33 protein-coding genes are annotated in these 23,286 nt (G+C 40.5%); 20 read left to right on the top strand and 13 right to left on the bottom strand.

Features of this window, described 5'->3' with window-relative positions; all coding sequences use genetic code 11:
- Nucleotides 1-11 precede the first annotated feature (11 nt).
- The 3 genes from VFC49_RS04400 (at nucleotide 12) to VFC49_RS04390 (ending at nucleotide 1,873) form a co-directional block, all read left to right on the top strand.
- Complete coding sequence (locus VFC49_RS04400; RefSeq protein WP_324736339.1) at nucleotides 12-158, top strand: hypothetical protein; 147 nt, start codon at nucleotides 12-14, stop codon at nucleotides 156-158.
- A gap of 21 nt (nucleotides 159-179) precedes the next feature.
- Nucleotides 180-920, top strand: coding sequence for a class I SAM-dependent methyltransferase (locus VFC49_RS04395; protein WP_324736338.1), 741 nt, complete (start codon nucleotides 180-182; stop codon nucleotides 918-920).
- A 134-nt stretch (nucleotides 921-1,054) separates the two neighbouring features.
- Nucleotides 1,055-1,873, top strand: coding sequence for a GNAT family N-acetyltransferase (locus VFC49_RS04390; protein ID WP_324736337.1), 819 nt, complete (start codon nucleotides 1,055-1,057; stop codon nucleotides 1,871-1,873).
- On the opposite strand, the gene VFC49_RS04385 is transcribed toward VFC49_RS04390, so the two are convergent.
- On the bottom strand, nucleotides 1,850-2,326 hold the full coding sequence (locus VFC49_RS04385) for a hypothetical protein (protein ID WP_324736336.1): 477 nt from the start codon (nucleotides 2,324-2,326) through the stop codon (nucleotides 1,850-1,852). The two genes, VFC49_RS04390 and VFC49_RS04385, sit on opposite strands and share 24 nt — an antisense overlap.
- A 78-nt stretch (nucleotides 2,327-2,404) precedes the next feature.
- On the opposite strand from VFC49_RS04385, the gene VFC49_RS04380 reads away from it, so the two are divergent.
- Entirely contained in the window at nucleotides 2,405-3,583 is a 1,179-nt protein-coding gene (locus tag VFC49_RS04380) for an MFS transporter (protein WP_324736335.1), read from the top strand.
- Here VFC49_RS04380 and VFC49_RS04375 read toward each other — a convergent pair.
- The gene (locus tag VFC49_RS04375) at nucleotides 3,580-4,305 is read right to left on the bottom strand and encodes a GNAT family N-acetyltransferase (RefSeq protein ID WP_324736334.1); all 726 of its coding nucleotides are present in this window, start codon (nucleotides 4,303-4,305) and stop codon (nucleotides 3,580-3,582) included. The two genes, VFC49_RS04380 and VFC49_RS04375, sit on opposite strands and share 4 nt — an antisense overlap.
- Nucleotides 4,306-4,341: 36 nt before the next feature.
- On the opposite strand from VFC49_RS04375, the gene VFC49_RS04370 reads away from it, so the two are divergent.
- From VFC49_RS04370 to VFC49_RS04360, 3 genes are all read left to right on the top strand, one after another.
- On the top strand, nucleotides 4,342-4,764 hold the full coding sequence (locus VFC49_RS04370; RefSeq protein ID WP_324736333.1) for a hypothetical protein: 423 nt from the start codon (nucleotides 4,342-4,344) through the stop codon (nucleotides 4,762-4,764).
- 83 nt (nucleotides 4,765-4,847) lie between these two features.
- Nucleotides 4,848-5,696, top strand: a complete 849-nt coding sequence (locus VFC49_RS04365; protein ID WP_324736332.1) for a hypothetical protein — start codon at nucleotides 4,848-4,850, stop codon at nucleotides 5,694-5,696.
- Nucleotides 5,697-5,701: 5 nt separating this feature from the next.
- Entirely contained in the window at nucleotides 5,702-6,802 is a 1,101-nt protein-coding gene (locus tag VFC49_RS04360; RefSeq protein WP_324736331.1) for a GNAT family N-acetyltransferase, read from the top strand.
- A gap of 9 nt (nucleotides 6,803-6,811) precedes the next feature.
- Here the strand turns inward: VFC49_RS04360 and VFC49_RS04355 are convergent, their stop codons facing one another.
- The 3 genes from VFC49_RS04355 to VFC49_RS04345 form a co-directional block, all read right to left on the bottom strand.
- The gene (locus VFC49_RS04355; RefSeq protein WP_324736330.1) at nucleotides 6,812-7,102 is read right to left on the bottom strand and encodes a hypothetical protein; all 291 of its coding nucleotides are present in this window, start codon (nucleotides 7,100-7,102) and stop codon (nucleotides 6,812-6,814) included.
- Nucleotides 7,099-7,392 (bottom strand): ArsR/SmtB family transcription factor, encoded by a 294-nt coding sequence (locus VFC49_RS04350; RefSeq protein WP_324736329.1) that lies wholly within the window; start codon nucleotides 7,390-7,392, stop codon nucleotides 7,099-7,101. Before VFC49_RS04350 ends, VFC49_RS04355 begins: the two co-directional genes overlap by 4 nt.
- Before the next feature lie 70 nt (nucleotides 7,393-7,462).
- Nucleotides 7,463-8,770 (bottom strand): ATP-binding protein, encoded by a 1,308-nt coding sequence (locus tag VFC49_RS04345; RefSeq protein WP_324736328.1) that lies wholly within the window; start codon nucleotides 8,768-8,770, stop codon nucleotides 7,463-7,465.
- Between the two features lie 109 nt (nucleotides 8,771-8,879).
- Here VFC49_RS04345 and VFC49_RS04340 point away from each other — a divergent pair, with 109 nt between their 5' ends.
- The 4 genes from VFC49_RS04340 to VFC49_RS04325 are packed head-to-tail and all read left to right on the top strand — an operon-like array spanning nucleotide 8,880 to nucleotide 12,458.
- Nucleotides 8,880-10,043: an MFS transporter gene (locus VFC49_RS04340; RefSeq protein WP_324736327.1), complete on the top strand. Its 1,164-nt coding sequence runs from the start codon at nucleotides 8,880-8,882 to the stop codon at nucleotides 10,041-10,043.
- Nucleotides 10,044-10,078: 35 nt separating this feature from the next.
- Entirely contained in the window at nucleotides 10,079-10,906 is an 828-nt protein-coding gene (locus VFC49_RS04335) for an ABC transporter ATP-binding protein (protein WP_324736326.1), read from the top strand.
- Nucleotides 10,906-11,661 carry an ABC transporter permease gene (locus VFC49_RS04330; protein WP_324736325.1) on the top strand — a complete coding sequence of 252 codons (756 nt, stop codon included), beginning with the start codon at nucleotides 10,906-10,908 and terminating at the stop codon, nucleotides 11,659-11,661. Before VFC49_RS04335 ends, VFC49_RS04330 begins: the two co-directional genes overlap by 1 nt.
- Nucleotides 11,658-12,458, top strand: coding sequence for an ABC transporter permease (locus VFC49_RS04325; protein ID WP_324736324.1), 801 nt, complete (start codon nucleotides 11,658-11,660; stop codon nucleotides 12,456-12,458). Before VFC49_RS04330 ends, VFC49_RS04325 begins: the two co-directional genes overlap by 4 nt.
- Before the next feature lie 12 nt (nucleotides 12,459-12,470).
- Here VFC49_RS04325 and VFC49_RS04320 read toward each other — a convergent pair whose 3' ends face one another.
- Together VFC49_RS04320 and VFC49_RS04315 are read right to left on the bottom strand one after the other, a co-directional pair.
- On the bottom strand, nucleotides 12,471-13,034 hold the full coding sequence (locus VFC49_RS04320) for a nicotinamide-nucleotide adenylyltransferase (protein ID WP_042681308.1): 564 nt from the start codon (nucleotides 13,032-13,034) through the stop codon (nucleotides 12,471-12,473).
- A 4-nt stretch (nucleotides 13,035-13,038) separates the two neighbouring features.
- Nucleotides 13,039-13,806, bottom strand: coding sequence for an S-adenosyl-l-methionine hydroxide adenosyltransferase family protein (locus VFC49_RS04315; RefSeq protein ID WP_324736323.1), 768 nt, complete (start codon nucleotides 13,804-13,806; stop codon nucleotides 13,039-13,041).
- A 59-nt stretch (nucleotides 13,807-13,865) separates the two neighbouring features.
- Here VFC49_RS04315 and VFC49_RS04310 point away from each other — a divergent pair, with 59 nt between their 5' ends.
- The 4 genes from VFC49_RS04310 to pgsA are packed head-to-tail and all read left to right on the top strand — an operon-like array spanning nucleotide 13,866 to nucleotide 16,993.
- Complete coding sequence (locus tag VFC49_RS04310; RefSeq protein ID WP_324736322.1) at nucleotides 13,866-14,297, top strand: RecB-family nuclease; 432 nt, start codon at nucleotides 13,866-13,868, stop codon at nucleotides 14,295-14,297.
- Nucleotides 14,298-14,302: 5 nt separating this feature from the next.
- Nucleotides 14,303-15,907, top strand: coding sequence for a transglutaminase-like domain-containing protein (locus VFC49_RS04305; protein WP_324736321.1), 1,605 nt, complete (start codon nucleotides 14,303-14,305; stop codon nucleotides 15,905-15,907).
- Complete coding sequence (locus VFC49_RS04300; protein ID WP_324736320.1) at nucleotides 15,904-16,443, top strand: tRNA (cytidine(56)-2'-O)-methyltransferase; 540 nt, start codon at nucleotides 15,904-15,906, stop codon at nucleotides 16,441-16,443. The genes VFC49_RS04305 and VFC49_RS04300 overlap by 4 nt, the downstream gene beginning before the upstream one ends.
- Nucleotides 16,433-16,993 carry an archaetidylinositol phosphate synthase gene (gene pgsA, locus VFC49_RS04295; protein ID WP_324736319.1) on the top strand — a complete coding sequence of 187 codons (561 nt, stop codon included), beginning with the start codon at nucleotides 16,433-16,435 and terminating at the stop codon, nucleotides 16,991-16,993. The genes VFC49_RS04300 and pgsA overlap by 11 nt, the downstream gene beginning before the upstream one ends.
- A gap of 61 nt (nucleotides 16,994-17,054) precedes the next feature.
- On the opposite strand, the gene VFC49_RS04290 is transcribed toward pgsA, so the two are convergent.
- Nucleotides 17,055-17,753, bottom strand: a complete 699-nt coding sequence (locus VFC49_RS04290) for a TIGR02253 family HAD-type hydrolase (protein ID WP_324736630.1) — start codon at nucleotides 17,751-17,753, stop codon at nucleotides 17,055-17,057.
- A 200-nt stretch (nucleotides 17,754-17,953) separates the two neighbouring features.
- Between VFC49_RS04290 and VFC49_RS04285 the strand changes: the two genes are divergently transcribed.
- The gene (locus VFC49_RS04285) at nucleotides 17,954-18,241 is read left to right on the top strand and encodes a hypothetical protein (protein ID WP_324736318.1); all 288 of its coding nucleotides are present in this window, start codon (nucleotides 17,954-17,956) and stop codon (nucleotides 18,239-18,241) included.
- 86 nt (nucleotides 18,242-18,327) lie between these two features.
- The gene (locus tag VFC49_RS04280; RefSeq protein ID WP_324736317.1) at nucleotides 18,328-18,612 is read left to right on the top strand and encodes an Lrp/AsnC ligand binding domain-containing protein; all 285 of its coding nucleotides are present in this window, start codon (nucleotides 18,328-18,330) and stop codon (nucleotides 18,610-18,612) included.
- Here the strand turns inward: VFC49_RS04280 and VFC49_RS04275 are convergent.
- A complete protein-coding gene (locus VFC49_RS04275; RefSeq protein ID WP_324736316.1) occupies nucleotides 18,609-19,181 on the bottom strand; it encodes an ASCH domain-containing protein in 573 nt (190 codons plus the stop codon). The genes VFC49_RS04280 and VFC49_RS04275 overlap by 4 nt on opposite strands.
- Nucleotides 19,178-19,531: an ASCH domain-containing protein gene (locus tag VFC49_RS04270; RefSeq protein ID WP_324736315.1), complete on the bottom strand. Its 354-nt coding sequence runs from the start codon at nucleotides 19,529-19,531 to the stop codon at nucleotides 19,178-19,180. Before VFC49_RS04270 ends, VFC49_RS04275 begins: the two co-directional genes overlap by 4 nt.
- A 136-nt stretch (nucleotides 19,532-19,667) precedes the next feature.
- Between VFC49_RS04270 and VFC49_RS04265 the strand changes: the two genes are divergently transcribed.
- From VFC49_RS04265 to VFC49_RS04255, 3 genes are read left to right on the top strand one after another with little or no spacing between them, the layout of a single operon-like run.
- Nucleotides 19,668-19,853 (top strand): class III signal peptide-containing protein, encoded by a 186-nt coding sequence (locus VFC49_RS04265; RefSeq protein ID WP_013467494.1) that lies wholly within the window; start codon nucleotides 19,668-19,670, stop codon nucleotides 19,851-19,853.
- Nucleotides 19,854-19,879: 26 nt separating this feature from the next.
- Nucleotides 19,880-20,053 (top strand): class III signal peptide-containing protein, encoded by a 174-nt coding sequence (locus VFC49_RS04260; protein WP_237702784.1) that lies wholly within the window; start codon nucleotides 19,880-19,882, stop codon nucleotides 20,051-20,053.
- Nucleotides 20,054-20,062: 9 nt separating this feature from the next.
- Nucleotides 20,063-21,190: an A24 family peptidase C-terminal domain-containing protein gene (locus VFC49_RS04255; RefSeq protein ID WP_324736314.1), complete on the top strand. Its 1,128-nt coding sequence runs from the start codon at nucleotides 20,063-20,065 to the stop codon at nucleotides 21,188-21,190.
- A 131-nt stretch (nucleotides 21,191-21,321) separates the two neighbouring features.
- Here VFC49_RS04255 and VFC49_RS04250 read toward each other — a convergent pair whose 3' ends face one another.
- Genes VFC49_RS04250 through VFC49_RS04240 form a run of 3 tightly spaced genes read right to left on the bottom strand, consistent with a single transcriptional unit; the run spans nucleotide 21,322 to nucleotide 23,273 of the window.
- Complete coding sequence (locus VFC49_RS04250; RefSeq protein WP_324736313.1) at nucleotides 21,322-21,960, bottom strand: HAD-IB family phosphatase; 639 nt, start codon at nucleotides 21,958-21,960, stop codon at nucleotides 21,322-21,324.
- Nucleotide 21,961: 1 nt separating this feature from the next.
- A complete protein-coding gene (locus tag VFC49_RS04245; protein WP_324736629.1) occupies nucleotides 21,962-22,627 on the bottom strand; it encodes a protein-L-isoaspartate(D-aspartate) O-methyltransferase in 666 nt (221 codons plus the stop codon).
- A gap of 40 nt (nucleotides 22,628-22,667) precedes the next feature.
- Entirely contained in the window at nucleotides 22,668-23,273 is a 606-nt protein-coding gene (locus VFC49_RS04240; RefSeq protein ID WP_324736312.1) for an HVO_0476 family zinc finger protein, read from the bottom strand.
- Between the last annotated feature and the right edge of the window lie 13 nt (nucleotides 23,274-23,286).

Genomic DNA, 23,286 nt, shown 5'->3' with positions numbered 1-23,286 from the left:
AGAACGGATGGGTGGAGGTTGTCAAGCGGGTTGAAGATAGGATTTTTGTGGCTGGTGTTGCTGTTGTGCCTGGATATCAAGAAAAAGAGAAAACTGTAAATAGCTCAAAAACACAAATGCTTGTTGATTATTTAGCAAGCGGATTATGGAAGTTGTGAACATCTTAGGGGGAATACAGGATGACATTTAATATTGAGGAAGTCTTTGACGTTGACGATTACATGTACTTCTACTCTGAAAAGCTGACTGAGGAGAGAACACAAAAGGAAGTCGAGTTTCTGGTAAAAGCTCTTGAATTGGAGGAGCCAAAGAGGATTTTAGATTTGGCCTGCGGCTTTGGGAGGCATGCAATAAAGCTGGCAGAGCTGGGACATGAAGTAGTTGGCGTTGACATAATGGACGGCTTTCTCGAGATTGCGCGAAAAACTGCGGAAGAGAGGGGAGTGAGCGTTAAGTTCATGAAAGGGGATATGCGAGAGCTCGACTTCAAGAATGAGTTTGATAATGTACTCTTGCTTTTCACCAGCTTCGGCTACTTTAGTGACAAGGAAAACTTTAAAGTGCTGAAGAATGTGTATGCTGCTCTAAAACCCAGCGGGCTCTTTGTTCTTGATGTTCCAAACAGGGACTTTTTTGTAAAGAACATGCAACGGTATTATGTGCTCGAGAAAGGAAAGGATATGATGATCGACATAACGGACTTTGATGTTTTTTCCGGCAGAGCAAACACGAAAAGAATACTCATTAGAGACACCAAGAGGAGAGAATTTTCTTTTTCAGTGAGGATCTACACGTTCACGGAACTAAAAGAACTCCTAAAAAGAGCGGGTTTTGAGATAGAAAAGGTTTATGGAGGCTTTGATGGAAGGGAACTCTCACTAAACGCCCCAAGGATAATAGTGGTTGCAAGGAAAGTTTAGATCTTAATGACTTGCTCTTATCTTTTTTCTAAAAAAACTTCTTCAGCATCCTCGCTTTTTCAACCCTCCGAGGAATCATCTCAGCACCTCAAAGATTTATATCTCGAAATTCATAAAAATGTTTGGGGATACGAATGAAGCCTCTTATCAGGGAAGTTAAACCCGAAGATAAGCCATTCATCGAGGAAATTGCAAAGTTAACCTGGGAAGGTGAAGATTATCTTGCTCGAGTTTTTGAGACCTGGCTAAAAGACGGAAACTTCTATGTTCTCGAGCTGGAAGGAAAAGTTATCGGAACGGCAAAGCTCACTATCCTACCCAACAAAGTCGGCTGGCTTGAAGGTCTTAGGGTTCATCCCAGCTATCAAAAGCGTGGCTTTGGAAGAGTTTTGCACAACTTTATGCTACAAAAAGGGAAGGCACTCGCAGAGAAAGGTGTTATAGATGCACTGGAGTTTTCAACATACTTCCTCAACAAAGAGAGTATTGCAATGGCGAAGAAGGATGGTTTTAAGATTGTGGGGCGGTTTTATTACATTCAGAGAGCACTTGGGGAGGGAGAACACCCAAAACCTTCAAAAATTCACTCTTTAGAAGAGCTCGACTATAAAGATTACATCCCCTACGGCTGGAAGTTCCTGCACAGATGTGAGGAAAGTCTGAAGTGGCTGAACAAAAAGGCAGAAATTAGGGAATACGAAGGGCTTAAGTTTTTCTATGTTCCAATATACGAAAATGAACCGACATTCACACCTTTCAAGCTTTCAACTGAGAGCATAAAAACGCTTTTGCCCGCAATGAGCTTTGAAGCCAAGAAAATCGGTTATGACAGCATTGATATAATGCTCCCCGAGGATAGAGATGATTTAATCGAGCCCCTAAAGGAGCTCGGTTTTAAGAACTGGACTGACTTTAGGGAGCCTGACGTTTTAGTGTTTAGGATGGAGCTTTAGGTTCATCAGCGAATATAGCGGCATCCCCAGGAGAAAAGCCAATGCACAAAAGCTGTAGACATCAAAAGCTGAAAACACTCCATAAAACGGATTCCAGCTCAGAGGGAAGAGGGGCTTTATGTCCGTGTAGAGGAATGAATCAAGAACTATGTGAAGCCAGACCCCGCTTAAGGCTGTAATTCTAAGCTTTCTGATGTCCGTCTTTCTTCTTAAGTGTTTGTAAACTTTTGTCATAACCTCTGCCAGAGCTAAGGCAACCAGAGAGCCTCCAATAAAAGTGTGGAAGAAGCCGTGAAGCGGATAGCCATAGCGCAAATCTAAGCCAAGGATCAAAACCAAGAGGGGTTCAAAGTCTACAATCACATTAGCAATCATGAAAGTCCAGAAATCTAAATATCCAAAAAGGGCTGCAAACAATAGTGCTGGTCCGAAGTGGAAAGGAGTGAACGGCATATTCAGAGTTCTCCAGAAAGCTTATAACTTTTATCTGAGGTAATCTCAAAAGTAAAAGAGAACTCACTGGTGGCTTCGATGAAATCTAAACTCTACACCCTTTTACTTCTCACAACTGTGCTCAGAATCACTGGAGATGCAATTGAAAGCATAGCCCTACCTTGGCATCTCCTTAACCAAACGAGTTCCCTCCTCAGCGTGGCGGGCTATTCTTTAGCCTCCATGCTCCCCTGGGTTATAGCACCACCTTTAATGGGTCGCTTTCTTGATAAGACTGAGAAAAAAGTTAGGCTCGCTTTTCTCGCATTGTTCCTTCAGTCTTTCTTTGCTCTAACAATAATAAAGTTCGCCTCAAACATTTGGGCATTTTACCTCTTAATTTCACTAATCTCGGCTCTTGATATTCTTCATAGATACTTCGGCTTTACGCTTATAGCTTCCATGACTTTTGAGGAGTCTGAGCTTCAAAAGCTCAACGCAAAAGTACAAACTGTCGGGGAGGTAACTTCTCTTCTTGCGTTTCCTGTTGTGGGTTATCTTGCTTACCTCTTTGGGATTAAGCTTATGCTTCTGGATGTGCTCTTCCTTTTAATTGGGGCTCTGCTTCTCATTCCATACATCAACGTTGCAGTGAGACGAGAAGAGACAATTGGAGAGAGAAGTGGATCAGCCCAGCCCAAAACTTCTCATAGAGTTGTTTTTGCAGGAATCGCATTAATCCTGCTCTTCAACTTTGCAATAGCCCCAGCAAGGATTTTTGTCTTTAACACTCTCAGAAATTTGAGTAAAAAGGAAGCCATTTATGGTCTGCTGAAGTCTGTTGGGAGTTTAGGAAGCTTGGCTGGTGCTGCTGGAATAGCTCTTTTTGCTCACAAGCGTAAAATTGGGATCTCAAAACCTCTCTTCATAGGGATGCTCCTTGAAAGTGTTGCAGTCTTGCTTTTAGGCTTACCTTCGTTAGTTTTGCTCTTTGCTGGAATTTTGCTTTTGAACTTTGGAGGAGGGATTCTAAACGTCTCCTTTGACAGTCTGTTTCAGAGGATAATCCCGCTTGAAAAGCTCGGCACTTACAGAGGAGCTTTTGATGCATTGGCTACCCTTATAATTCCCTTATCACAGCTGAGTTTTGCATGGTTGATTGAGCATGGCGTTGATGTTTCAATGCTGGCTGCAGGAGTGTGTGGATTGGGTGTTTTGAATGCAGTAGGCTTTTTCATCTTAATATATAGTGAGCAGAGAATTGATAGATGCACTTAAGTGAAAATCTTCTCCATCCACTCAACTTTACCGATTCTCTTAAACCCTTCTTCCTCTAAAATCTTCCAATCTTTCATCCAAACCTGAAGGAACATTCTTTTCCTGATTTTTCCAGCAAGACACTCAGCAACTTTCACAATTCTTCTGTTGAGTATCTTCCCATAGATAACAGCATTTACACAGTTTCCTTCATCAATAAGAAGTATTGTAAAGTCCCCAAATCTAACTCGGGGAGCTTTTTTGTGGAGGTTCCAAAGGAAAAGACCGGAAGTATAAACGGCTGAAATGTTCGGAAACTTTGGAGGATTGTCATAATGGGACTCTACTTTTACATCGCATCCTTCAACATCCTTTATACCCTTCACTTGCCAGTCTTTAAATTCAAATCCATTTTTCTCATAAAATCTCATGGCATTCTTGTCTTCTGGAATGACGCTTAGTCCTTTCAGACCTCGTTTCTTTGCCCATTCCTCGGCGAATGCTAAAAGCTTTGAACCGATACCTTTGCCTCTATATCCCTCTTGAACCCAGAGAACATGGATGTGAGCTTTCCCATTGAATGGTAAAAGCTCAATTTCCCCTTTATTTTCGTAAAGAAATATGTCTCCACCAGAGTTTCTAATAGCTTTTAGGTAAGTTTCAAAGTTTTCCCATGGAGGTTCTCCAGAGTGTATTTCTTTCAAAATATCCTCATCTTTAATTCTTGCTCTTCTTATTATCAAAAAAGCTTAAATCCAACGCCTTAAAAATATTTGTTGATGATGGGAACCAAAATCAAAAAACGAATAAATGAACTGTCAAAAAAGCTTGGAAAAGAGTTCAATGTCTCCCCTGAAGAGCTTTACACCTACCTAACTGCAGAGAGTTATGAGGACGATAAATACACGCCTGGGGACATCTTGTCAAATGAATACTTACTGTTTCATGAACTCGTTGAAATTGAGTGTCTCAAGAAGAGAGGCCTAGAAGTAACGTCGAACGTTATAGTCGAAAACCCTGAAACAGTCTATGAATGCCATCTAAAGGCGCTCGAAGAGGAGCTTAAGTTTGCTCTCAAAGAATGCAATGTTGAGTGGATTAAAAAGAGGCTTAAAGATGTTGAGAGCTATCTTAATGATGAGTACTTGCCGAGGAATTTGAGGGATGAAGTTGTAAGGATTCTTAAAGAATTTGCTCAATAGGCAAGCATAACCACATACGTGTGTAATTTTATAAACTTTGGAGCATTAAAACTAATGGTGAGTCTATGAGCAGGGGATACAAAATGGTACTAGTTGGGATTGTCATGCTTATCCTACTAATCCTCCCAATAGAAATGTATTCCAAAATTCAAGACTTTGAACGGGAGCTTTCTTACTACAAAAACCAGCAGGAACAGTTCACTAAGATTTTATGGGATGAATATGGTATGGATGTATATGCCGCTATTGACTATTTTAAGCAGACCAGTACAGAACTCTTTGAAAAATTGAGAGGTAAAAATGCTTTTATAACTGTTGGATCCATTTCAGCTTGGAACTTAGATGCAAGCTATGATGTAAAAACAAGGGTCTTCTGGGTATGGCATAAAGACTATGCAAGACCAAAAGACAAAGACATTGTATATATAAAACTTCAGGCATATTATCGCAATAACTTAACAAAGCTCAGGAATTTTTGGGTTGAATACCGCGTTAATCATACATCCCATAGAGTTTTTGGAATTTCTGATTCAATGGCTCAGATGACTGTTTTGAGATACTATAGAAATGTTAGCAAAGAAATCGAAAAAATGCTGAACTTCAATATGAGCATGACAAGGGAATCCTGTGGAGGGCTGTTGGTGTTAACTCTTAAAAACAACACTTGGTTAAATGCTGAACTTGAGTGCATGAGCAATGAAAGGCAGTCATTATGCTGGATTCTAATTGGAGAAGTTGACGACAGATCTGGCAAATTGAAGAAGATTATTGTTACAAAACCATTCGAGGGAAGCTGTGATAAGCGTGAAGAAGAGTATGTCATGAAAATTTCAGCCGAACTGGAGTTTAGGAACATGACTCTCGAAGATTTTGAAAACAAAATTCTTGAAATGACTGGTGGAAAGCTTATTGAGATAAATTTTGAGAGGTAATAGAAATGCTTGAGCTGGTTACAGCTCTCGCCTTTTGGCTTTTTGTTTTAATACCAAGCTTCATAATAGCTGGGGAAGTCTCAAAGAAAAAAGATGATCCGTTTATAATTGGGGTGGTAACACAGGCGAGCTTTTTCCTGCTATCAGTAGCTGTGATTTCCCTCATTGGAAACTTGAGTGAATACGGTTTCAGATTCAACTTGATGTACGTTCCAAAAGCCTTCTTTGCTGGACTAGGCTTATCTGCAATCACAGCTCCAATAGCCTACAAGCTGGTTCAAAACTACAGACCAGACTTTTTACCAGACACTACGTTTAAGATTGCCATTTTAATGCTCGTCCTCGCACCTCTCGGCGAAGAGACACTTTACAGAGGCCTCATTGAAGGTTATCTCCTTTGCCATACGAGTTTCTGGGTTGCGATAGTTTTCGCAGCGATTATCTTTGGTCTCGTTCACATACTGGCTTTTCGTGATGCTCCCAAAGGATTCAGGATTTTCATTGTGCTGGATGCATTCTTAATGGGTCTTGTTGCTGGTTACTTCAGAGCCATCAGTGGTTCTTTGATTCCAGCCTATGCCCTTCACTCAGCGGCTAATTTGGTTGGAATGACTGGCTGGCTGTGGCTGGAAAAAAAACTAAGGGTGTTGGATATGATCATCAAATCTCTACAGATCGATGACGAAAGAAAGACATGTCTTGAAATAGCCCGCAATTTGCCAGAGTGGTTCAATGAAGCTGGACTCAGGGCTATTGAAGAGGATTTAAAAAGTGAGATCACATTCATAACCCTCGACAAAGAAGTCCTTGGTTTCATAACTATCAAGCCTCTTAATGAAAAAGCCCTTGAAATCCTCTGGATGGCGGTAAGAAGAGAACACAGAGGGAAAGGTATTGGTTCTAAGCTATTGAACTTCATCGAGGAGTGGGCAAAGGAGCATGGATTTGAAGTCCTCGTCGTCAAGACATCCGGCGATCTCTCATACAAACCCTACGATGCAACGAGGAGGTTCTACGAAAAGACCGGCTTCGTGAGTGTCGCGCTCATTGATCCCTATCCCGAGTGGGGCGAGCCTGCGCTAATATATGTGAAGTGTTTAAAATAAAAACAAGGATTACTCCTCCAAAAACTTCTCGATCTTTTCAACCTTTTCCTCTATGCTTTTGATATTTTTCTCAATTTCCTCAAGCCTTGAAGTCAATGCTGAGAGCTCTCTGGACAGTTTTAGCTCTTCAGTATCGTATAGTGAGTATCCGACTGCAAAAGATATTCCGCTTGCCATAAGGAAAAGAAGCAACGCTATTCCTATGTTTGCGTATGTTGCCCCACCTTTTATAATTATGACAGCTGAGATAATTATTGCGGCTACCCAGCTTGCTAAAATAACAATGTCTCGGGTTCTCATTCTATCACCTCCTTCAAGACATCAGGTGAAAGATGAATATTAAACGGCACAAGCTCATAAAATCTCAGGGCTTTTCCTCTCTCCTCATCAAGCACCACTTTACTCTTGACAATTCCTGCAGCTTCAAGCTTTTTGAGGTGAACTTTAGCCAATGCCCTGTTTATTCCAAGACCGTTTGCTATCTCATTTAAGTACATTGCCCTGTTTTCCCTTGCAAGCAGTGCAACTATCTTGAGTCTGAGCGGATGCCCGAGTCCATCAAGCATTTTGGCGAGTTCTTCAGCATTCATGTTATCACTTAATAACATGTAATCATTTGATTACTTAAAAATTTTTTGGATGGATTATGCATTTTGTATCCTACAACCCTACCACAAACACCTGCCATGGATAAAAGGCAACTCTCTCATCAATCTGATACCTTTTCCCGATTACAATGCCTTTCTCTGCTCCAACTCTTTCCATTGTCCTCTCAACTTGACCTTTCTTTTCTTTTCCAAGTCCAACTTCAATAACAATTTTTTCACTACCAAGCTCAAGCACAAAATCAGCACTTCCTTTACTTGGCTCGTAGCTCAGTCTTCCCCTTTTTGCCTTTGCAATCAAATAAAGGTAGAATGCCACGACATCTTCAAGAAGAGATGCGAAGACTTCTTCTTTGTTGATGCTTATGCCAGCTTTGTAAAGAAGGGCAGATTTTATCGGAACTGCAAGAAACTTTATCTTCGGATTTTTTCTGATGTTCTTAGAAAGCGAGCCATGAATTGGAATTTTTTGAACAATTCCAGCTTTCTCAAGAGCATCTACAAGCTTTATAACAGTTCCTTTAGCTAAGCCAAGTGTTCTGGAAAGTCTCTCGTAGCTGAATCTTTCCGCCTTTGGATTTGCTACTAAGTAAAGCAGGTTGAAGACTTTGTCAAGCGTTTCAGCGTCGAATTCATGGACTTCTCTAAGGTCACGGTAAACAACTCTATCAAGCATCGTGATGAGCCTCTCATAAACTTCCCATTCTTCCATCTCAAGCGAAAGCGGCATGGAACCAACTCTTACGTACTCGGCAATCTCTTTCCTGAGAGGTGGGAGCTCAGTTTCTTCCAAATTAAGGATCTTCCACATGAGTTCTGGAAGGGACTCACCAGTTTTGAGGCGATAGTATTCTCTGAAAGTCATTGGGAAAAGCTCTCTATGAAGAGCTCTTCTTGCCAAATCGGGACTTTCTCTGAGCCTCATCGCCGAGGAACCCGTTACAACAATAAGAAATTTCTTCTCATCGTGGAGTAGTTTGAGCTTCAAGTCCCATCTTTCCTCATACTGAGCTTCATCGAGGAGCATCACAGCTTTTTCTGGCTTTATCATCCTTTTATAAGCTTCTACTACATCCAGGAGGCTTAGCCCAAAAGCTTGGAGCCTATCAAGAGGTAGATAGAGCACTTGATTTGGATTCGTTTTTGAAATTGCATCAAAGTAGAGCTGTGCTAAAAGCGTTGTCTTTCCAACTCCTCTTATGCCAAGAAGTAAGATTGTATCAGCTTTCCCGTATTTCAGATATGAATTAATCTTAGAGACAAGCCAGTCATAGAGCTCTCGCTTTTCTGGTTTGTTGTATGGCTTGAGAAGGGTTGGAAGATTAAGCAGATGTTCTGTAATATAGTCATCTGGATGAACCATAATACCACCATTTTAGTCATTAGAATGACCAACTTATAAATATTTTGCGACAGGTTTCCTTTAAATTTTTAAATTCAGGAGCACGATAGCTTTGAAGAAGGTGCTCCTAATGCGCTGGAGCGAAATTCCCAGGGATGCTAAAGCCTACATGATTTACCATACAATCATAGCTCCACAACTTATAGTCTGGTATCTGCTTCCGCTTTACATGATGTACTCAGGTTATTCGGTCTTAGAGGTTGGAGCGTTTTTCACTGCTGTTAATATTGTCTCAATTCCTTTGACCTATCTAATTGGTCGCTTCTTCAACGAGTATCCTCTTAAAACTGGTTTAATTCTGATAGATGCCCTCGATGGTGTCGCTTACGTCCTCTACGGCTTTGCCAAAGGGCCAATTGCTCCTCTTATGCTCTTTTTGGGCTACACCATTGAAGAAATCTCAGCTCTCTTTTACCCCCTTTACCAAGCCTATGAGCAGATAATCTATCCGGAGGACAAATACGAGGAAATCTTCGCGTGGCATCTTCGCTTACCGGAAATCAGCCAACTAATTGGTTTTCTTATCCTCGGCTATCTCTTCGGCTATGTTTGGAACACAGTGGAACACTACAGAAAAGCCTTCTTTGCCTTTGGTCTTTTCTCCGTCCTCACTATCGCTTATCTTTGGAAATTCCTTCCTTCTGTTAGCAAGGAGGAGAGGATAAGTCCAGAGAAGTTTACTTTCAAAATAGACAAAGAATTCAAATTTTTGCTTTTAATTGAAGCTTTGTTTACATTAGCATGGTCTTTGGCTCCAGAAATTGTCCTCCTCAACTATGTCATATTTAAGCTTCACAAAACAATTTTTGAAGTAATGCTCATTGAAGGAGCAATTTCGGTAGCAACTATCATAGCAACATACGTAAGCGAAAGGATTCCAAAAGATAAAGGCTTTAGGGCTATCGGAAGTGGGATGTTTCTCCTTTCCATCTATGCCTTGATTATGTCACTTTCACCTTCATTTTGGTTTGTGTTGGCTGCTTATTTTATAGGACGCTTTGGAGACACATTGGCTTTTCCATTTTACCGCTCTTGGATGTTTAAGCTCATTCCAAAAGAAAAGGCAAGCGAGTTTCATGCAGCAATATCGAGCTACCGCAGGCTTATAGGTCTCTTTACACCTTTTGTGGCTGGAGCTTTGGCAAGCATCCACGCTACATTACCCTATGCGGCGAGCTTCCTTTTGTTCTTGCTGATAGGAGTATTATTTATCAAAGCTGCTCGTAAGCCTTAAAAAAGTGAAAGAAAAATTCATTTGGGGTGTCACCCTTGCCGATTGTCGAGATCAGAAATGTCTCAAAGCGCTTTGGAGATGTTGTGGCACTTAGAAATATTGATCTTGAAATTGAACAGGGTGAATTTGTGGTGATAGCAGGAGAAAATGGAAGTGGGAAATCAACACTGCTTAAAATTATGACTGGGCTCTTAATCCCAGACAATGGTGAAGTCACTGTTCTGGGATTTGATGTTGTTGAGGAATGGAAAGAACTAGCTAAACACATTGGTGTAGCTTTGGCTAATGAGAGGAGCTTATACTGGAAGCTCACAGGTATGGAGAATCTTGAAATATTTGGTGGTATTTATGGGGTTAAAGATGCAAAAAAGAAAGCTTCGGCACTTTTAGAGCGATTGAACTTAATTGATGTCAAAGACATGCTGGTTGAAAACTATTCAACTGGTATGAGGAGAAAGCTTCTACTTGCAAAATCTCTTATTCATTCTCCAAAAATCCTTTTTCTTGATGAAATTCTGAACGGACTTGATCCAAAGTCAATGATTGAAATAGTAAGCTTCCTTGAAGAGCTAAACAGGGATGGAATAACAATTGTTCTCGTGAGCCACATACTCCATAACCTGCCTTCAAATTCAAGGTTAATAGTTATGAAAGATGGCAAGATAATTCTTGATGATGCCCTTAGAAACTTCAAAAACATGAAAACTGTTAAAGTAAAAGCTGTTATTGGAGGAGAAAAAATTGAAAAGACGGTTGACGAAAGTGAGCTGACTAAGGTTATTAAGGAGCTTACGGAAGTTGGAGCAGAAAATATCATGATTGAACGTGATGATCTGTATGCGATTTTGAGGAGGATTCTCTAATGAGAATATTGGCAATTGCTAAGAAGGAGGCTAAGATTCAACTTCGCTATAGAATAGTCTGGCTGAACTTTGCTTTGACACCTTTTTTCATTATATCTCCCTGGATTCTTACGGCTAAGTCCTTTTCAGTAGAGTTTGGAGAGGCTGTTTTAATAGGATCCCTTATGTGGTACTGGCTTAACCAGTACTTTTTTGGTGTGCAGGAAGCTTTTGAGGAGGAGCGGGAAGAGGGAACATTGGTAAGTATCGCTTTGTCTCCCATCTCCCTCCTTGAGTTTTTAACTGGAAAAGGTCTTTGGATGCTCGTTGAATGTGTATACATAACGGCTGTTACAATGCTAATTTTTTGGATGCTTGGGATTTCTCAAGCTTTATCTCTAAAGATGCTCCTCCTCTATGTAGTCTCAGGACTGTATATGTTTGTATTCTCAATTCTTTGGGGAGCTCTGATTCTGTGGTTTAGGAGAATTGGTGGAATAAATTTCATCGTTCAAGAGGTTTTAGGTCTAACATCTGGAATCACTGCCGATGTGAGTGCTTATCCCAAGTTCATCCGCTTTGCTGCATATGCGGTTCCATTAACTTACACAATAAAGATTGGAAGAATGATTTTTAAAGGAGCCTCTCTCGGCGATATTATAAAGGATTTAGGCATTTTAACAGCTGTAACGATTATTTATTTCATAATTGGTGCTTTAATGCTGAAAAAAGCTGAGCAGAAATTGAGAATTTATGGAGAGTGGGAGGCTTGGTGAGGTTTTTGTACTTGGCTAAGGCATCTCTGTTGACGGCAAAAAGGTACAAAATTGACTGGTATGGGAACGTTTTAATGCCCATATTGGGAGCTCTCCCTGTAATAATCGCCATGTGGTTTGGAAATAAGCTTGGACTTTTGAATTTTTCGAGCATTATTGGGACAGAAAATCTATTGGAGTATTACGTTTTAGGGATAGCGTACTGGAACTACATCGAGTCAGTTTGGAGTTCGATTTTTGCTCTCAGAGAGCATATGAGAATTGGACAGCTTGAGGAACTTATATTAACCCCACTAAAACCTTGGGAGTACATATTAGGGTGGTCATTTCTTTCTTTTGCTCTAACAACAGTGAGCTCTTTGCCCTTAATTCTCATAGCTTTGCTTTTAAACGTTCAGCATCTAAATATAGAAAAGCTTATTTTGGCAATTCTAATCTTTCTAATTTCTTTGATAGCTTCTTTTGGCTTTGCTTTTCTTATATTTGGGCTGACACTTGTTGTTAAGGAAGGAGATGAAATAGTTTCACTTCTTGGCAATGCTGCACCCCTCTTAAGTGGGCTTTATTTTCCAATAGCGATTCTTCCAATTCCCCTCCGATACCTTGCCTACTCTCTGCCATTCACATGGAGCCTTGATTTATTGAGAGCTTTGTTGTTGAGTTCTAAAACAATTCTCAACATTGGATCTGAAATTAAAGTGTTTTTACTGCTTTCTTTTGGATATTTTACCTTAGGCACAGTTAGCTATATACTGCTTGAGAGGAAGATGAGAAAGAGGGGAATTCATGGATTTTAGCAGAAGCTGGAGCTAAAACTCAGGAATCCTAATCGGCGCCTGAAGCTCTTTCTCATTTTTTTCAAGATTTGTCGCCAGCATTCTTATCCTTTCGACTCCTTTTATTTCCTTAATATATTCGGCAACACTCTTTGGAACGAGTTCTTCCCAAGGCTTGCCCTCGATCATTCTTTTTCTTATTTCTGTAGCCGAAAGGATGTCCTTCCTGAACATTGGCTGTACTATGACTTCATAACCTTTCTCACGGAAAAGCTGGGCCACCAGGGAATTACCGGTAAACACCACGTCAAATTTTGGAACCATGCTGACCACATAGGTTGCCCAGATTGCGTTGAAGTTTATATCCGGCAGAGGAATTAGATAATACTTTCTTTTAAACCCCGCCTCATCCAATGCTCTAATCAGCATCTCCATCCTTTCACTTGTTGTAAATGGATTTTTCAGGGTGTGGCTTGCCTGCGCACTTCCTATACCTATTATCACCTCATCAACCTGAGAAAAAACGAATTCAAGTGCCTTTATGTGTCCGTTATGAACAGGCTGAAAGCGACCCACAAATAAGCCGCGTTTTGGCATCCAATCACCTCCACAACCTGACCTCCAGCTCATCACCAACCTTAACTCCCAAAACCTCAGCAGCAGAGCCTTGATTGACGGCTATCTCCAAGTAGTCATGACTCCCTGGCAGAGCTAAAAGCTCACCTTTTTTAACCTGACCATAGGTATCAAGGTAGGGGATTTTGAGCCCTTCAACCTCAACGTACTTTGGTCTCTTATAGTCTTCTAAGTTTAGGATTACATTGCCGAAGTCATCTATGTAAATCACTTTCAAAATCCATTTTCCATTTTTCTGCTTTGGCTCCAGATCGAGCTTTATTATCTCATCAAGGCTGATCTCCTTTCCTAAGCGTGAGGGCTCGTAACCCAGCTCAAGCAAGGCACCAGCAGGGCCAAATACATCTCTTCCATGAAAGGTCGAGCTGATCTTTCTCCCAATTATTGCTTCCATCTTTTTGATGTCGATTTCATATGCCGCCGTTGGATTTATATGTTTCAGTGGAAGAGTTGCCAAGCCGTTATCGGGAACCACTAAGAACTGATCGCCTTCTATGATTAGTGCTTTTCTCTCCGTACCAACCCCTGGATCAATTACTCCAATATGAATTGTATCTTTTGGATAGTACTTTACAACCTGCTCCATCACAAAAGAGCCCTCAAGAACGCTGTGTCTTGTAATTGAGTGCGTGATATCAATGAGCATCGCTTTTGGATTTATGCCTAATATCGCCCCCTTCATCTCTCCGACATATGGCCCTTTGATTCCAAAGTCCGTAGTCAGCGTAATCATTGCAACCACCTAAAGGTTATTAAGGTTCAATCCTTTAAAGAGCCTTTGGAGGTGAGGGAATGATAATCGTTGTGTATCACAACATCAATGCAACAAGGAAGCTTGAGGAGTTTGCTAAAATAGCATTTGGCTTTGACGTTGACTTATTAGTGATTTCAAAGCCTACAGGTACTGCGGCACAAATGGGAGTGCCCGAGATACATAAGGAAGCATTCAAAAGAGGCAAAAATGTCTTAATCGTGGGAGATCTGCCAGACGCAATTGAGGTAGTTCAGCCCGACGAAATCTATACAATCACGAAGTTTGGGGAACCAGCTAATTGGGAGGGGTTAAGGGAAAGATCGAAAGAAAAGAAGGTGATGTTTATCTTTGGTGGAACTGAGCCGGGGCTTAGTAAGAAAGAAATTGAAATGGGAACGCCAATTAATGTAAAGTGGGAGATTGGTGAGCTTGGAGAATTGGCAATCCTCCTTCATGAGCTAAAAAGGTGAGATAGTTGAAAAAATTTGCTCTCCTTTTAATTTTAGTTATTTTTGCATCGGGATGCCTGATTAAGCAACCGGCTGTGGTGACTTTTGAAATTGATAGGACTGTTGTAAAAGCCGGGGGGACGTTCCATATAATTGTGACCATCAACAACACAGGGAAAGTTGCCTTCATTGGAGCAGATCTGGCGATTAACAATCCAGACTTTAAAATTCTCCAAAATCCTAAGTTCCCTTCCCCGTTAAAGGTGGGGGAGAAAGTAGAGCTTGTTTGGATAGTAAAAGCTCCGGATAAACCCGGGGTGTATACAATAGGAGTTCCCCTGGAGCTCATTGATGAGCTTCATAGAACGTGGAAGGGGTTCTACCATGAGTTCACAATAACTGTTGTTAAAGAAGAAACAGAAACAAAAATGACGCCTGGAGAGCTTTCCATGAATATAAAGCTCCCTTCAACTGTCAGCGGTGGAAAAATCTTCAACATAACTGTTGAACTAAAAAACAGTGGTATGACACCAATAGAAATAGGGGAGGTTTCCGTTAATCTCCTTGATGGCTTGAAAATCATTAACAGGAATAGAATTCCTGAGAAAATATACGGAGGACAGTCATATAAGATAGTCTACCAAATAGATGCTCCGTATAGGTATGTTTCCGGATATGTGACAGTTATTGTAAACTACTTTGAAAATGGAAATGAAAAGAAGGAAATTGTCAGCAGATACATTGAGATCACCTGGGCTCCGTGGTTTGCTAATAATGAAACTTTAAGGAAGGCATATGGTGATAAGTATTACTGGATCGAAAACAAATACCTGGTTGATGGTTACTGGATTGAACGGTTCAATTCCACTCCTTATGCAAATGTTAGCATTTTAAGGAACTATGCTTTGCCGCTTGTCCTTAAATCGAAATCCGAAGTTGAAGCTGCGGAGAAAATATACTCGTGGATTCTAACCCACTACAAATTTGGGGATACGACAGCATCAATAGACCCACAGAAAATACTTCAGCAGAATAAGATTAGTTATGCTGAAGGGCAGCTCCTTTTTACAGCAATGATGAAATCGATAAACGTCCCCTCAAGAATCGTCAGCCTATACAACGGTACAGACTGCATTATAAATCCGCTCTCAGAATTCTACTCTGGAGGAAGATGGTATGTTGTTGACTTCAAACACGGCTTTATTGGCACAAGGGATGAGTACATTGCAACTCCGTATTTTCCAAGAGTGTATCAGCTCCTAACTCAAGGAAACTTTAAACTTGTTGCACAGGCTCCAGAAGAGCTGAAGGGACATGAGCATATTGATGTTGGCCCTGACTACCTTGCAAATCTTAAGGACAAGCTCATGACACAAGTAGAGAAAAAACTTAATCCCATGCTGAAGACAAAGCTGACTCTAATGCTCAACAGGATGAATGAAAATGAGCAGATATTTGCTCTCTTTATATTTGCATCAGCTCCTGAAAAGGAGCTTAATGAGATGCTTCTGAAGTACAACTATAAAGATATTGAAAGGAGTATGACAGCGCTTTATGAGTTTTATAAGGATAAACCTTGGCCCGATAACTTCAGAAAGTACTGGTACATTCTAAGGGGGGTATACAAATGATAGTAGTGTTACGATTGGGACACAGACCTGAGAGAGATAAAAGGATAACCACCCATGTGGCGTTGACAGCAAGGGCTTTTGGAGCGGATGGGATAATAATTGCAGCTGATGAAGACGAACATGTAAGGGAAAGTGTTGAGGACGTTATAAAGCGCTGGGGAGGGCCGTTCTTTATAAAATTTGACCCTCACTGGAAGAGGGTAATGCGGGAATGGAAAGGGAAGATAGTCCACCTCACGATGTATGGAATTCATGTGGATGATGCACTGCCTAAAATCAGGGAGCATTTAAGACATGGAGAAAACATCTTAGTTGTTGTAGGAGCAGAGAAAGTCCCGAGGGAAGTTTACGAGCTTGCTCACTACAACGTTGCAATTGGGAACCAGCCTCACAGTGAGGTTGCAGCGTTAGCAGTATTTTTGGACAGACTCTTAGAAGGGGAAGGACTAAGAAAGGAATTCGAAAATGCTAAACTTAAGATAATACCCCAAGAGAGGGGGAAAAAAGTGATAGAGGTCGGGAAAAATGCTCAATAAATACAGATCAATTTTCAAAGGTTACTTGGAAACAATTGTCAAGCCTCTGGCGAAAATCGGTCTGACTCCAAATCAGCTCACCCTCATTGGGATGCTGATCTCCCTATTGGCTGCTTACTTCTTTGCTATAGGAGAGCAGAGATTAGCAGCACTGACTTTAGTCTTTGGCTCACTAATTGATGCTCTTGACGGCACTTTAGCAAGACTAACTGGCAGAACTTCCCGTTTTGGGGCATTTTTAGATTCAACAACTGACAGAGTCAGTGATGGGGCAGTTTTATTTGGAATTTCTTATGGTGATCTGGTTGATTGGAAAATTGCGTTCATAGCTCTAATCGGGTCATATCTGGTAAGTTACGAAAGATGCAGAGCAGAGCTTGCTGGAAGTGGAACTTTAGCTGTGGGTATTGCAGAGAGAGCTGAGAGACTGCTGATTTTAATAACTGCAGCACTCTTTAACAGAGTGGATGTGGGGGTTTACATTGTTGCAGCCTTGGCTTGGATTACAGCCTTTCAAAGGCTATGGGAGGCGAAGAAAAGGCTGAGCTGAAAAGAGAGGGATGATGGTAATTTCGCTGGCTGAGTTGTGATGAACCCTGCCGTTGCTGACCTCAGATCTCAGATACTATGTCCAAAACTTCCTTCAAGTCGCTTATTATGAACTCGCACTCTCCCCAAAGCTCTCTCTTTTCTCCTGTTTTGTCAAGCAAGATGCTTATCATGTCAACTTGCCTTGCACCAACACAGTCTTTGAGAGGGTTATCACCAACATAAACCGCTTCCTCTCCTTTAACTCCAGCTTTTTTAAGTGCAGTTTCGAAAACTTTCGGATGCGGTTTAAAGAATCCTGCCTCTTCACTTGTTGTTATGCTGTCAAAGAGGTCAAAAATTCCCAATGCTTCTAAATGAGCCCTTAAATAGTCATTATCTGAGTCCGTAATAAGCCCAACGTGATAGCCTCTCTTTCTGAGCTCTTTTAGAGTTTCAACGACCTCTGGGTAAAGCTTTCCATAGAGTTGGTGCATTTTCAAGTGGATTTGCCAGAAATCCTCTGGAACTTCAAAATTGTATTTTTTGGCAAGCCTTTCGGTAATTTCAACTTCTATAATGCGTATTGGTTTGTAAGGTTTTCCTGCCAGTTTGCTGAACTCTTCTTTTGTGAGTTGCTCATATTCCTCCAAAAGCTGTTTTGTGCTAATTTCTGCATTCGCATTCTTCAGAACTTCTTCCATGATTTTGAGATGGGTAACAGCTTCGCTCTCTTTGCTCAAAAGAGTTCCAACAAAATCGAAGAACACAGCCTTGATCATTAACACCACCGTGTTTATCTCCGATTCTCAGGTTAAAACTCTTTGTTATTTATGGATTAAATATTTAGAGCCTATGAAAACGATGTTGCATAGATGACGGAGAGTTGCCAAAAAGTTTTCTAAATTTTGCCATTTTATCCGAAAAGCATACGAAAATGATTTATACACCTACCGCATCTGATAGCTGAAAACTCTTGGGGGTGGTTGAGCTCGAGGCTATACTGCTGGTATGGGGGGTAAGAGATGAAGTCCTTAAAAAGCTCCCTGTGAATGGGTACTGGCTCTATGGGGAGTACGATTTCATAGCTAAGATTGAATTTACTGACGAAAATGAGCTTAAAGAGTTCAGTTTGGAGTTAATAAGACTCATAGGAAGCGGAAAGTTCAAACTTTTCCCGGTTAAACTGTCAAGCAACGCACTTAAAAACTCTGCAGAAAAGCATCAGTTCAATGAAATACGGGAGGATAGCATTTTTTATGTATTCTAAGGTCTTATTTTGCAATTTTTCACCACTTAGAGTTAGCATAGAGCGTATAAATTGTTTTAGAGATATCATAGTATGGAGGTGAGAGTATGAAAGTTATACTGTTCATAAGTGCGGCTGAGGAAAAGGCTACCGAAGTTGAGAGACAACTATGGAAGAGAGGGCTAATAGAAGAGATATACCAAACTGTAGGAGATTCAAATATGGTCGCAGTTATAAACGTTGAAAACGAAAGAAGCTTAAGAGACATTGCCCTTGAAATATCTCAAATGAGGGGTGTGTATTCGGTGAGAATTTATCCAGTGGCAGAACATCATACAAAGGAGGAGTTAAAAGAATACTGGAATTCAAGACAGCAAATATGGGTGTATTAAATTTTTGGTTCCATTAAACCCTTCTTTTTGAGCTCTTCGTATGCCTTTCTTAAAACTTCTCTAATTTTATATCTCTTGTTTAACCCTCCAAGCTTATATGCTGCTTTCCTGAGGCTTCCCTCTTTCAGGAAGAGGTTCAAAAGTGCAATTTCTTCAAAGCTTAGATTGTCAAGGTATTTGAGTGCCTTTTCGGCAATTTCTATTGGATTGTTACCCTCATATGGGAAGTCCGCTGAAAGGATGGGTTTCTCCAAGAGCTTGGTTATCTCAAATTCTATTATTGTTGCTGGTGTATTTGGAGTTAGGTGCTTGTAATGCTCTTTCAGGGCTTTTATTAGCTCCTCTTTGTTTTTAAATCCATCCAAACGAGCATCTTCGTCAGTGAGCTCAGAAACTTTCTTTGTTTCAACTCTCTTTATAATGCCTTTTCCCAATACGTATCCCCCAGAATGTATCAAAACCTCATCACCAGGCTTTAGATTTATCTTTTTTCCTAATCTTATGGTCGCTCTTTTTCTTCCGCTGAGTAGCATATCCTTATAGCGTCCGTCGAATTTTAGGTTCTTCACTTTTGCTCACCTACCGGTTTTGGTCTCAGAATGCGGAATTTAATTGCAATTACACCGTAGCGGTTCTCCTTCCACTTTGGATACATCTCGTGAAATCTCCCTAAGGCTTTTTCGAAGCTTGGGTTGTCCGGAAAAATTTTTTCAATTGGTTCCTCTCTGAGCACTTGCCTGAATGTTTCATATCTTTTTACACTGATTACTTCGGCAGGCACAAGATCATTAAAGATTATCTTATCTTTTGGTTTAATGCCCTTTATCTGTGGATAAGCCACTCTGACTTCAATTTTCTTTTTTCCACTTTTTATCATCTCCAAGTATTCATCTCTCACATAAAGCTTGTATATTTTCATTATCTCACCATTCAATACCATGCTCAGGATGTTTAAAAATGTTATAATCCCACAATTTTTGGTAAACATCGCTCAATTTTGGGGAAATATGTTTATATCTTCCTTCCACTGTAAAAAGTAGTGTGGGGTGGCATAGATGAGAAGAGCACAAGGGGCACTTGAGTATCTTTTTATGATGGCAATAGCACTTATGGTGATCATCATAATTTATCGTGTTCATCCCCAATCAACTTCAGGAAATGCAGAACAATTGGGAGAAACAATCTCCAATGTGACTTCAAATCTTACAAATCAGGTAAAGAATGAGTACAGCAATCTTTAAATTTGTTGGTAATGTAAATTATCTTGGTGGGAGTGTTGAGACGAGCTCAAAGTGCCTTAGAATATCTGTTTATGGTTGCTGTAGCTTTGATACTTGTTGCTATAACTCTTCGGGTTATTTTAAGTAGTGTGAGGAGTATAAATGGAGTGATTTCCAATTATACAGCAACGATCAGAGAGGAAATCATACAAAACCTTTGAGGTGAGATAGTGCAATTTCTATTAATTGCTCTTGGGGTTATTATGGGGGTTCTAACTTCCTACACTGACATAAAAACTGGCTTTATTGACGACAAGCATATTTTTCCTTTTGTAGCTTTGGGAATAGTCTATTATATCTGTAGTGGTCTTAAAGTTGGAAACCTCTTTTATGCATCCTCAGGATTGATCGGTCTCGGGGCGGGGTTTTTAATAGGATATCTCATGTATCTAATGGGAGGATGGGCAAGTGGAGATGTCATAATCTTGGCCGGATATTCTGCGCTCTTTCCTTATGCTTCGGAATATGCAAAAATAAAAGCTCCTTATGCCGTTTATTATCCCCTGCATGCTTTGACTCTCTTTTTTAACAGCATAATCGGAGTCTTTCCATTTCTCTTCATATATGCCCTTGCAAGCTTAATTGTAAAGAAAAAAACCGATAGGCTGAAGGCTGTTTTTACTGAAAATGTGGTGCTAACTGTTGAACTAACTCTCTGGATTATGGTTTCGTTGGGGTTTTTTGTGGTTTTGCAATATTACCTTGGTGTTGCATTGCATCCTCTGGTTAGGTGGATTGGGACCTTGGTACTGGTGGGAATACTTGGAAAATATAAAAAAGTTGGTAACACAATTGGAGTTGCATCACTGGCAATTTTCACTTATATTACGGGATCTGTCTTTTTGAGGTCTTTTGTTAAGCTTTTAGTCATATTTTACATTTTCAAAGTTTTCTTCTCTCTTACTAAAGTACTCAGGGAGGAAATCCTCATAGAGCGAAAACCTATTGAAGAGCTAAAAGAATGGGACATTTTGGGAGAATGGATTTACGAAAAGAATGGAGAAATTCTAAGAGATAGAGAAAGCTTCACAGATAAATTCAAAAAAGCTTTAGTTGCCGGGAATTTAAGTCTCCTAAAGCTCAGTTATGAAAATGTTATAGCATCTCCTACTGCTGAAGGCTTAACAAAAGAGCAAATAGAAAAGCTCAAAAAGCTTGTTGATGAAGGAAAGCTCGAAAACGAGTTCATCGTTAGAAAAGCCATGCCCTTTGCACCGGCGCTCTTTTTGGGATTTTTAATCTCGGTCTTTTATGGCGATTTGTTCTGGCTATTGCTCCAAAAGATGAGCGGGCTTTAGATTTTTAAACTCTCATTGCTAATGCTTTACTGGTAGGCCCAGCTCCCGCCCTCTCCGCGGAACAGTGAAGAAATAAATAACTCAAAGGGATGATGAGCTTTTGCTTTGCTGAAGAGTGATGAACACGCCCTTCACTGATCTCTTTCTTCTAAAATCTTTCTGATGATTTCTTTCACTTCCTTCAAATCCTTTGCAATATAGTCCCATTCAACACCTTCGTGAGGATTTACTGCTATGCTGACATCAGCTACTTTGAACATCGCAATATCGTTGTGTCCATCTCCCACAGCTATCGTTAATGAAGGCTTGAGGTCTTCTTTTAGCTTTGCCAAAATTTCTCCTTTATTCTGGAAATCAACCCTTGCAATGACCTTTCCCGTTACCCTGCCTTCTTCATCGAAAATGAGCTCATTTGCAAACACATAATCTGCGTTAAGCTCATCTGCAGCCCTTTTTGCAAGACACATTAAACCTCCGCTGATTATGGCGATTTTAAAGTTGTTCTCTCTCAAAAATTCAAAGAGCTCTTTAACTCCATTCATGTACTCAACAGAATTTGCCCACTCCAGTATTTCCTCCCTCTTACGTCCTTTCCAGAGAGATGCATCCAAATCCGCCCATGTTTGATAATTAAACTCTCCTTTAAAAAATCTCTCGGCATATTCTCTTCCCTTATCCCAAGTACCAAAGCGTTTGTGCAGTTCTACCCAGCTTGACTTTGATTTTACTAATGTTCCCTCTAAATCAAAAGCTATTAGCCTAATTCTCACTTTATTCCCTCCATCCATGCTCTCCAATTAGTGGAACAAACGCAACTCCCCCGTGATTTATCACCTTTATTCTCCCTTTTTCATCAAGCTTTATTACTTCATATAGCTCTTGCCATAAATGATAACTTCCAACGGGTATTATCAGCTTTCCACCAACTTTGAGCTGTTCTATAAGGGGTTCTGGAACTTTTGGGGCACCTGCTGTAACTATAATTCTGTCATATGGGGCTTTAGGGGGGAATCCCTTTGTTCCATCTCCCAAAATCACATGAACTTTATCTTTGTAGCCAGCTTTCTCCAAGTTCCTCTTTGCGAACTCCACCAGCTCGGGGATTCGTTCAATTGTGTAAACATCTCTCTTGACAAGCTCATATATTAAGGCGGCATTCCATCCGCTTCCGGTTCCAATTTCAAGGACGTTCATGCCCTCCTTTAGATCGGCGACTTCCAACATTATAGCTACCATGTGAGGGGCGCTAATGGTTTGTCCCGCAGGAATAGGCAGAGGCTCATCAACATGGGCATAGTGCTTGTATCTGTCAAGAACAAACTTATATCGTGGGACTTTTAGAAAAGCTGTCTTAATTTGCTTGTTTTTAATTATTCCCTCCCTTTCAAGCTGCCTAACAAGCCTTACCCATCTCTCATATAGCTTTTCCTCACTCATTGCTCTCACAAAAAAGAATTTGGAGAGGAAGTATTTTAGCTTATCTCTCCACGCTTTCATAGCCCCTATAAATTTTAAGCTTTCTGCTTGCTCTTGCCCTTACCTGGTGTCCCATTAACCGTACTATTTTATCTGCCTTTGCTTTTCCATGTGTGAGCATCTTTCTCTCTGTTTTTATCTTCTCGACTTTGAATGTATAGCCTCCAACTTCAAGGACTTCACCTACGACAAACTCCTCATCTCTGTCCACTTGAACTTTAAATGACTGTGTAATTCCTTTGGGCAGATAAATTGAGACGCCAATGATTTTTGGATACCTCAAGCTTTCTCCCCAGAGCGTTTTGACTTTACTTACTTTTGCTTTGTTTGCCCTTCTATTTCCTTCAAGCTCTATGCCTGTAATCCTGACTTCATCATTTTCTATCTCAACTATATCTCCAACCTTGATCTCCTCATCTTCTGGAAGCTCTGCCTCAGCTTTAAAGCTTCTCTCGTGCTTGCTGACGATAAGGGGAATCTTCAAAAGTTTTGGCAAAGTAACTATCCAGACATTGCCGCAGTCAAGACACTTAAGTGTAACCTCCCTTCCTCTCTCTTTAATCACTTCAATATTTTCGCTCCCACATTCTGGACATTCAAACTCCATTTCATTCACCTCG

It is taken from the genome of Thermococcus sp. SY098, assembly GCF_035621495.1.
Lineage (GTDB): Archaea > Methanobacteriota_B > Thermococci > Thermococcales > Thermococcaceae > Thermococcus_B.
This window is presented reverse-complemented; position numbering and strand designations above follow the sequence as displayed.

Bases quoted from the DNA above. Each gene is read 5' to 3' on its own strand.
- VFC49_RS04310 (WP_324736322.1), top strand. From the start codon at position 13,866: ATGATAATCGTTGTGTATCACAACATCAATGCAACAAGGAAGCTTGAG.
- VFC49_RS04380 (WP_324736335.1), top strand. From the start codon at position 2,405: ATGAAATCTAAACTCTACACCCTTTTACTTCTCACAACTGTGCTCAGA.
- VFC49_RS04355 (WP_324736330.1), bottom strand. From the start codon at position 7,102: ATGAGAACCCGAGACATTGTTATTTTAGCAAGCTGGGTAGCCGCAATA.
- VFC49_RS04245 (WP_324736629.1), bottom strand. From the start codon at position 22,627: ATGAGTGAGGAAAAGCTATATGAGAGATGGGTAAGGCTTGTTAGGCAG.
- VFC49_RS04265 (WP_013467494.1), top strand. From the start codon at position 19,668: ATGAGAAGAGCACAAGGGGCACTTGAGTATCTTTTTATGATGGCAATA.
- VFC49_RS04395 (WP_324736338.1), top strand. From the start codon at position 180: ATGACATTTAATATTGAGGAAGTCTTTGACGTTGACGATTACATGTAC.
- VFC49_RS04280 (WP_324736317.1), top strand. From the start codon at position 18,328: ATGAAAGTTATACTGTTCATAAGTGCGGCTGAGGAAAAGGCTACCGAA.
- VFC49_RS04390 (WP_324736337.1), top strand. From the start codon at position 1,055: ATGAAGCCTCTTATCAGGGAAGTTAAACCCGAAGATAAGCCATTCATC.
- VFC49_RS04350 (WP_324736329.1), bottom strand. From the start codon at position 7,392: ATGAATGCTGAAGAACTCGCCAAAATGCTTGATGGACTCGGGCATCCG.
- VFC49_RS04360 (WP_324736331.1), top strand. From the start codon at position 5,702: ATGCTTGAGCTGGTTACAGCTCTCGCCTTTTGGCTTTTTGTTTTAATA.
- pgsA (WP_324736319.1), top strand. From the start codon at position 16,433: ATGCTCAATAAATACAGATCAATTTTCAAAGGTTACTTGGAAACAATT.
- VFC49_RS04315 (WP_324736323.1), bottom strand. From the start codon at position 13,806: ATGATTACGCTGACTACGGACTTTGGAATCAAAGGGCCATATGTCGGA.
- VFC49_RS04345 (WP_324736328.1), bottom strand. From the start codon at position 8,770: ATGGTTCATCCAGATGACTATATTACAGAACATCTGCTTAATCTTCCA.
- VFC49_RS04365 (WP_324736332.1), top strand. From the start codon at position 4,848: ATGGTACTAGTTGGGATTGTCATGCTTATCCTACTAATCCTCCCAATA.
- VFC49_RS04300 (WP_324736320.1), top strand. From the start codon at position 15,904: ATGATAGTAGTGTTACGATTGGGACACAGACCTGAGAGAGATAAAAGG.
- VFC49_RS04330 (WP_324736325.1), top strand. From the start codon at position 10,906: ATGAGAATATTGGCAATTGCTAAGAAGGAGGCTAAGATTCAACTTCGC.
- VFC49_RS04290 (WP_324736630.1), bottom strand. From the start codon at position 17,753: ATGATCAAGGCTGTGTTCTTCGATTTTGTTGGAACTCTTTTGAGCAAA.
- VFC49_RS04270 (WP_324736315.1), bottom strand. From the start codon at position 19,531: ATGAAAATATACAAGCTTTATGTGAGAGATGAATACTTGGAGATGATA.
- VFC49_RS04340 (WP_324736327.1), top strand. From the start codon at position 8,880: ATGCGCTGGAGCGAAATTCCCAGGGATGCTAAAGCCTACATGATTTAC.
- VFC49_RS04320 (WP_042681308.1), bottom strand. From the start codon at position 13,034: ATGCCAAAACGCGGCTTATTTGTGGGTCGCTTTCAGCCTGTTCATAAC.
- VFC49_RS04385 (WP_324736336.1), bottom strand. From the start codon at position 2,326: ATGCCGTTCACTCCTTTCCACTTCGGACCAGCACTATTGTTTGCAGCC.
- VFC49_RS04240 (WP_324736312.1), bottom strand. From the start codon at position 23,273: ATGGAGTTTGAATGTCCAGAATGTGGGAGCGAAAATATTGAAGTGATT.
- VFC49_RS04370 (WP_324736333.1), top strand. From the start codon at position 4,342: ATGATGGGAACCAAAATCAAAAAACGAATAAATGAACTGTCAAAAAAG.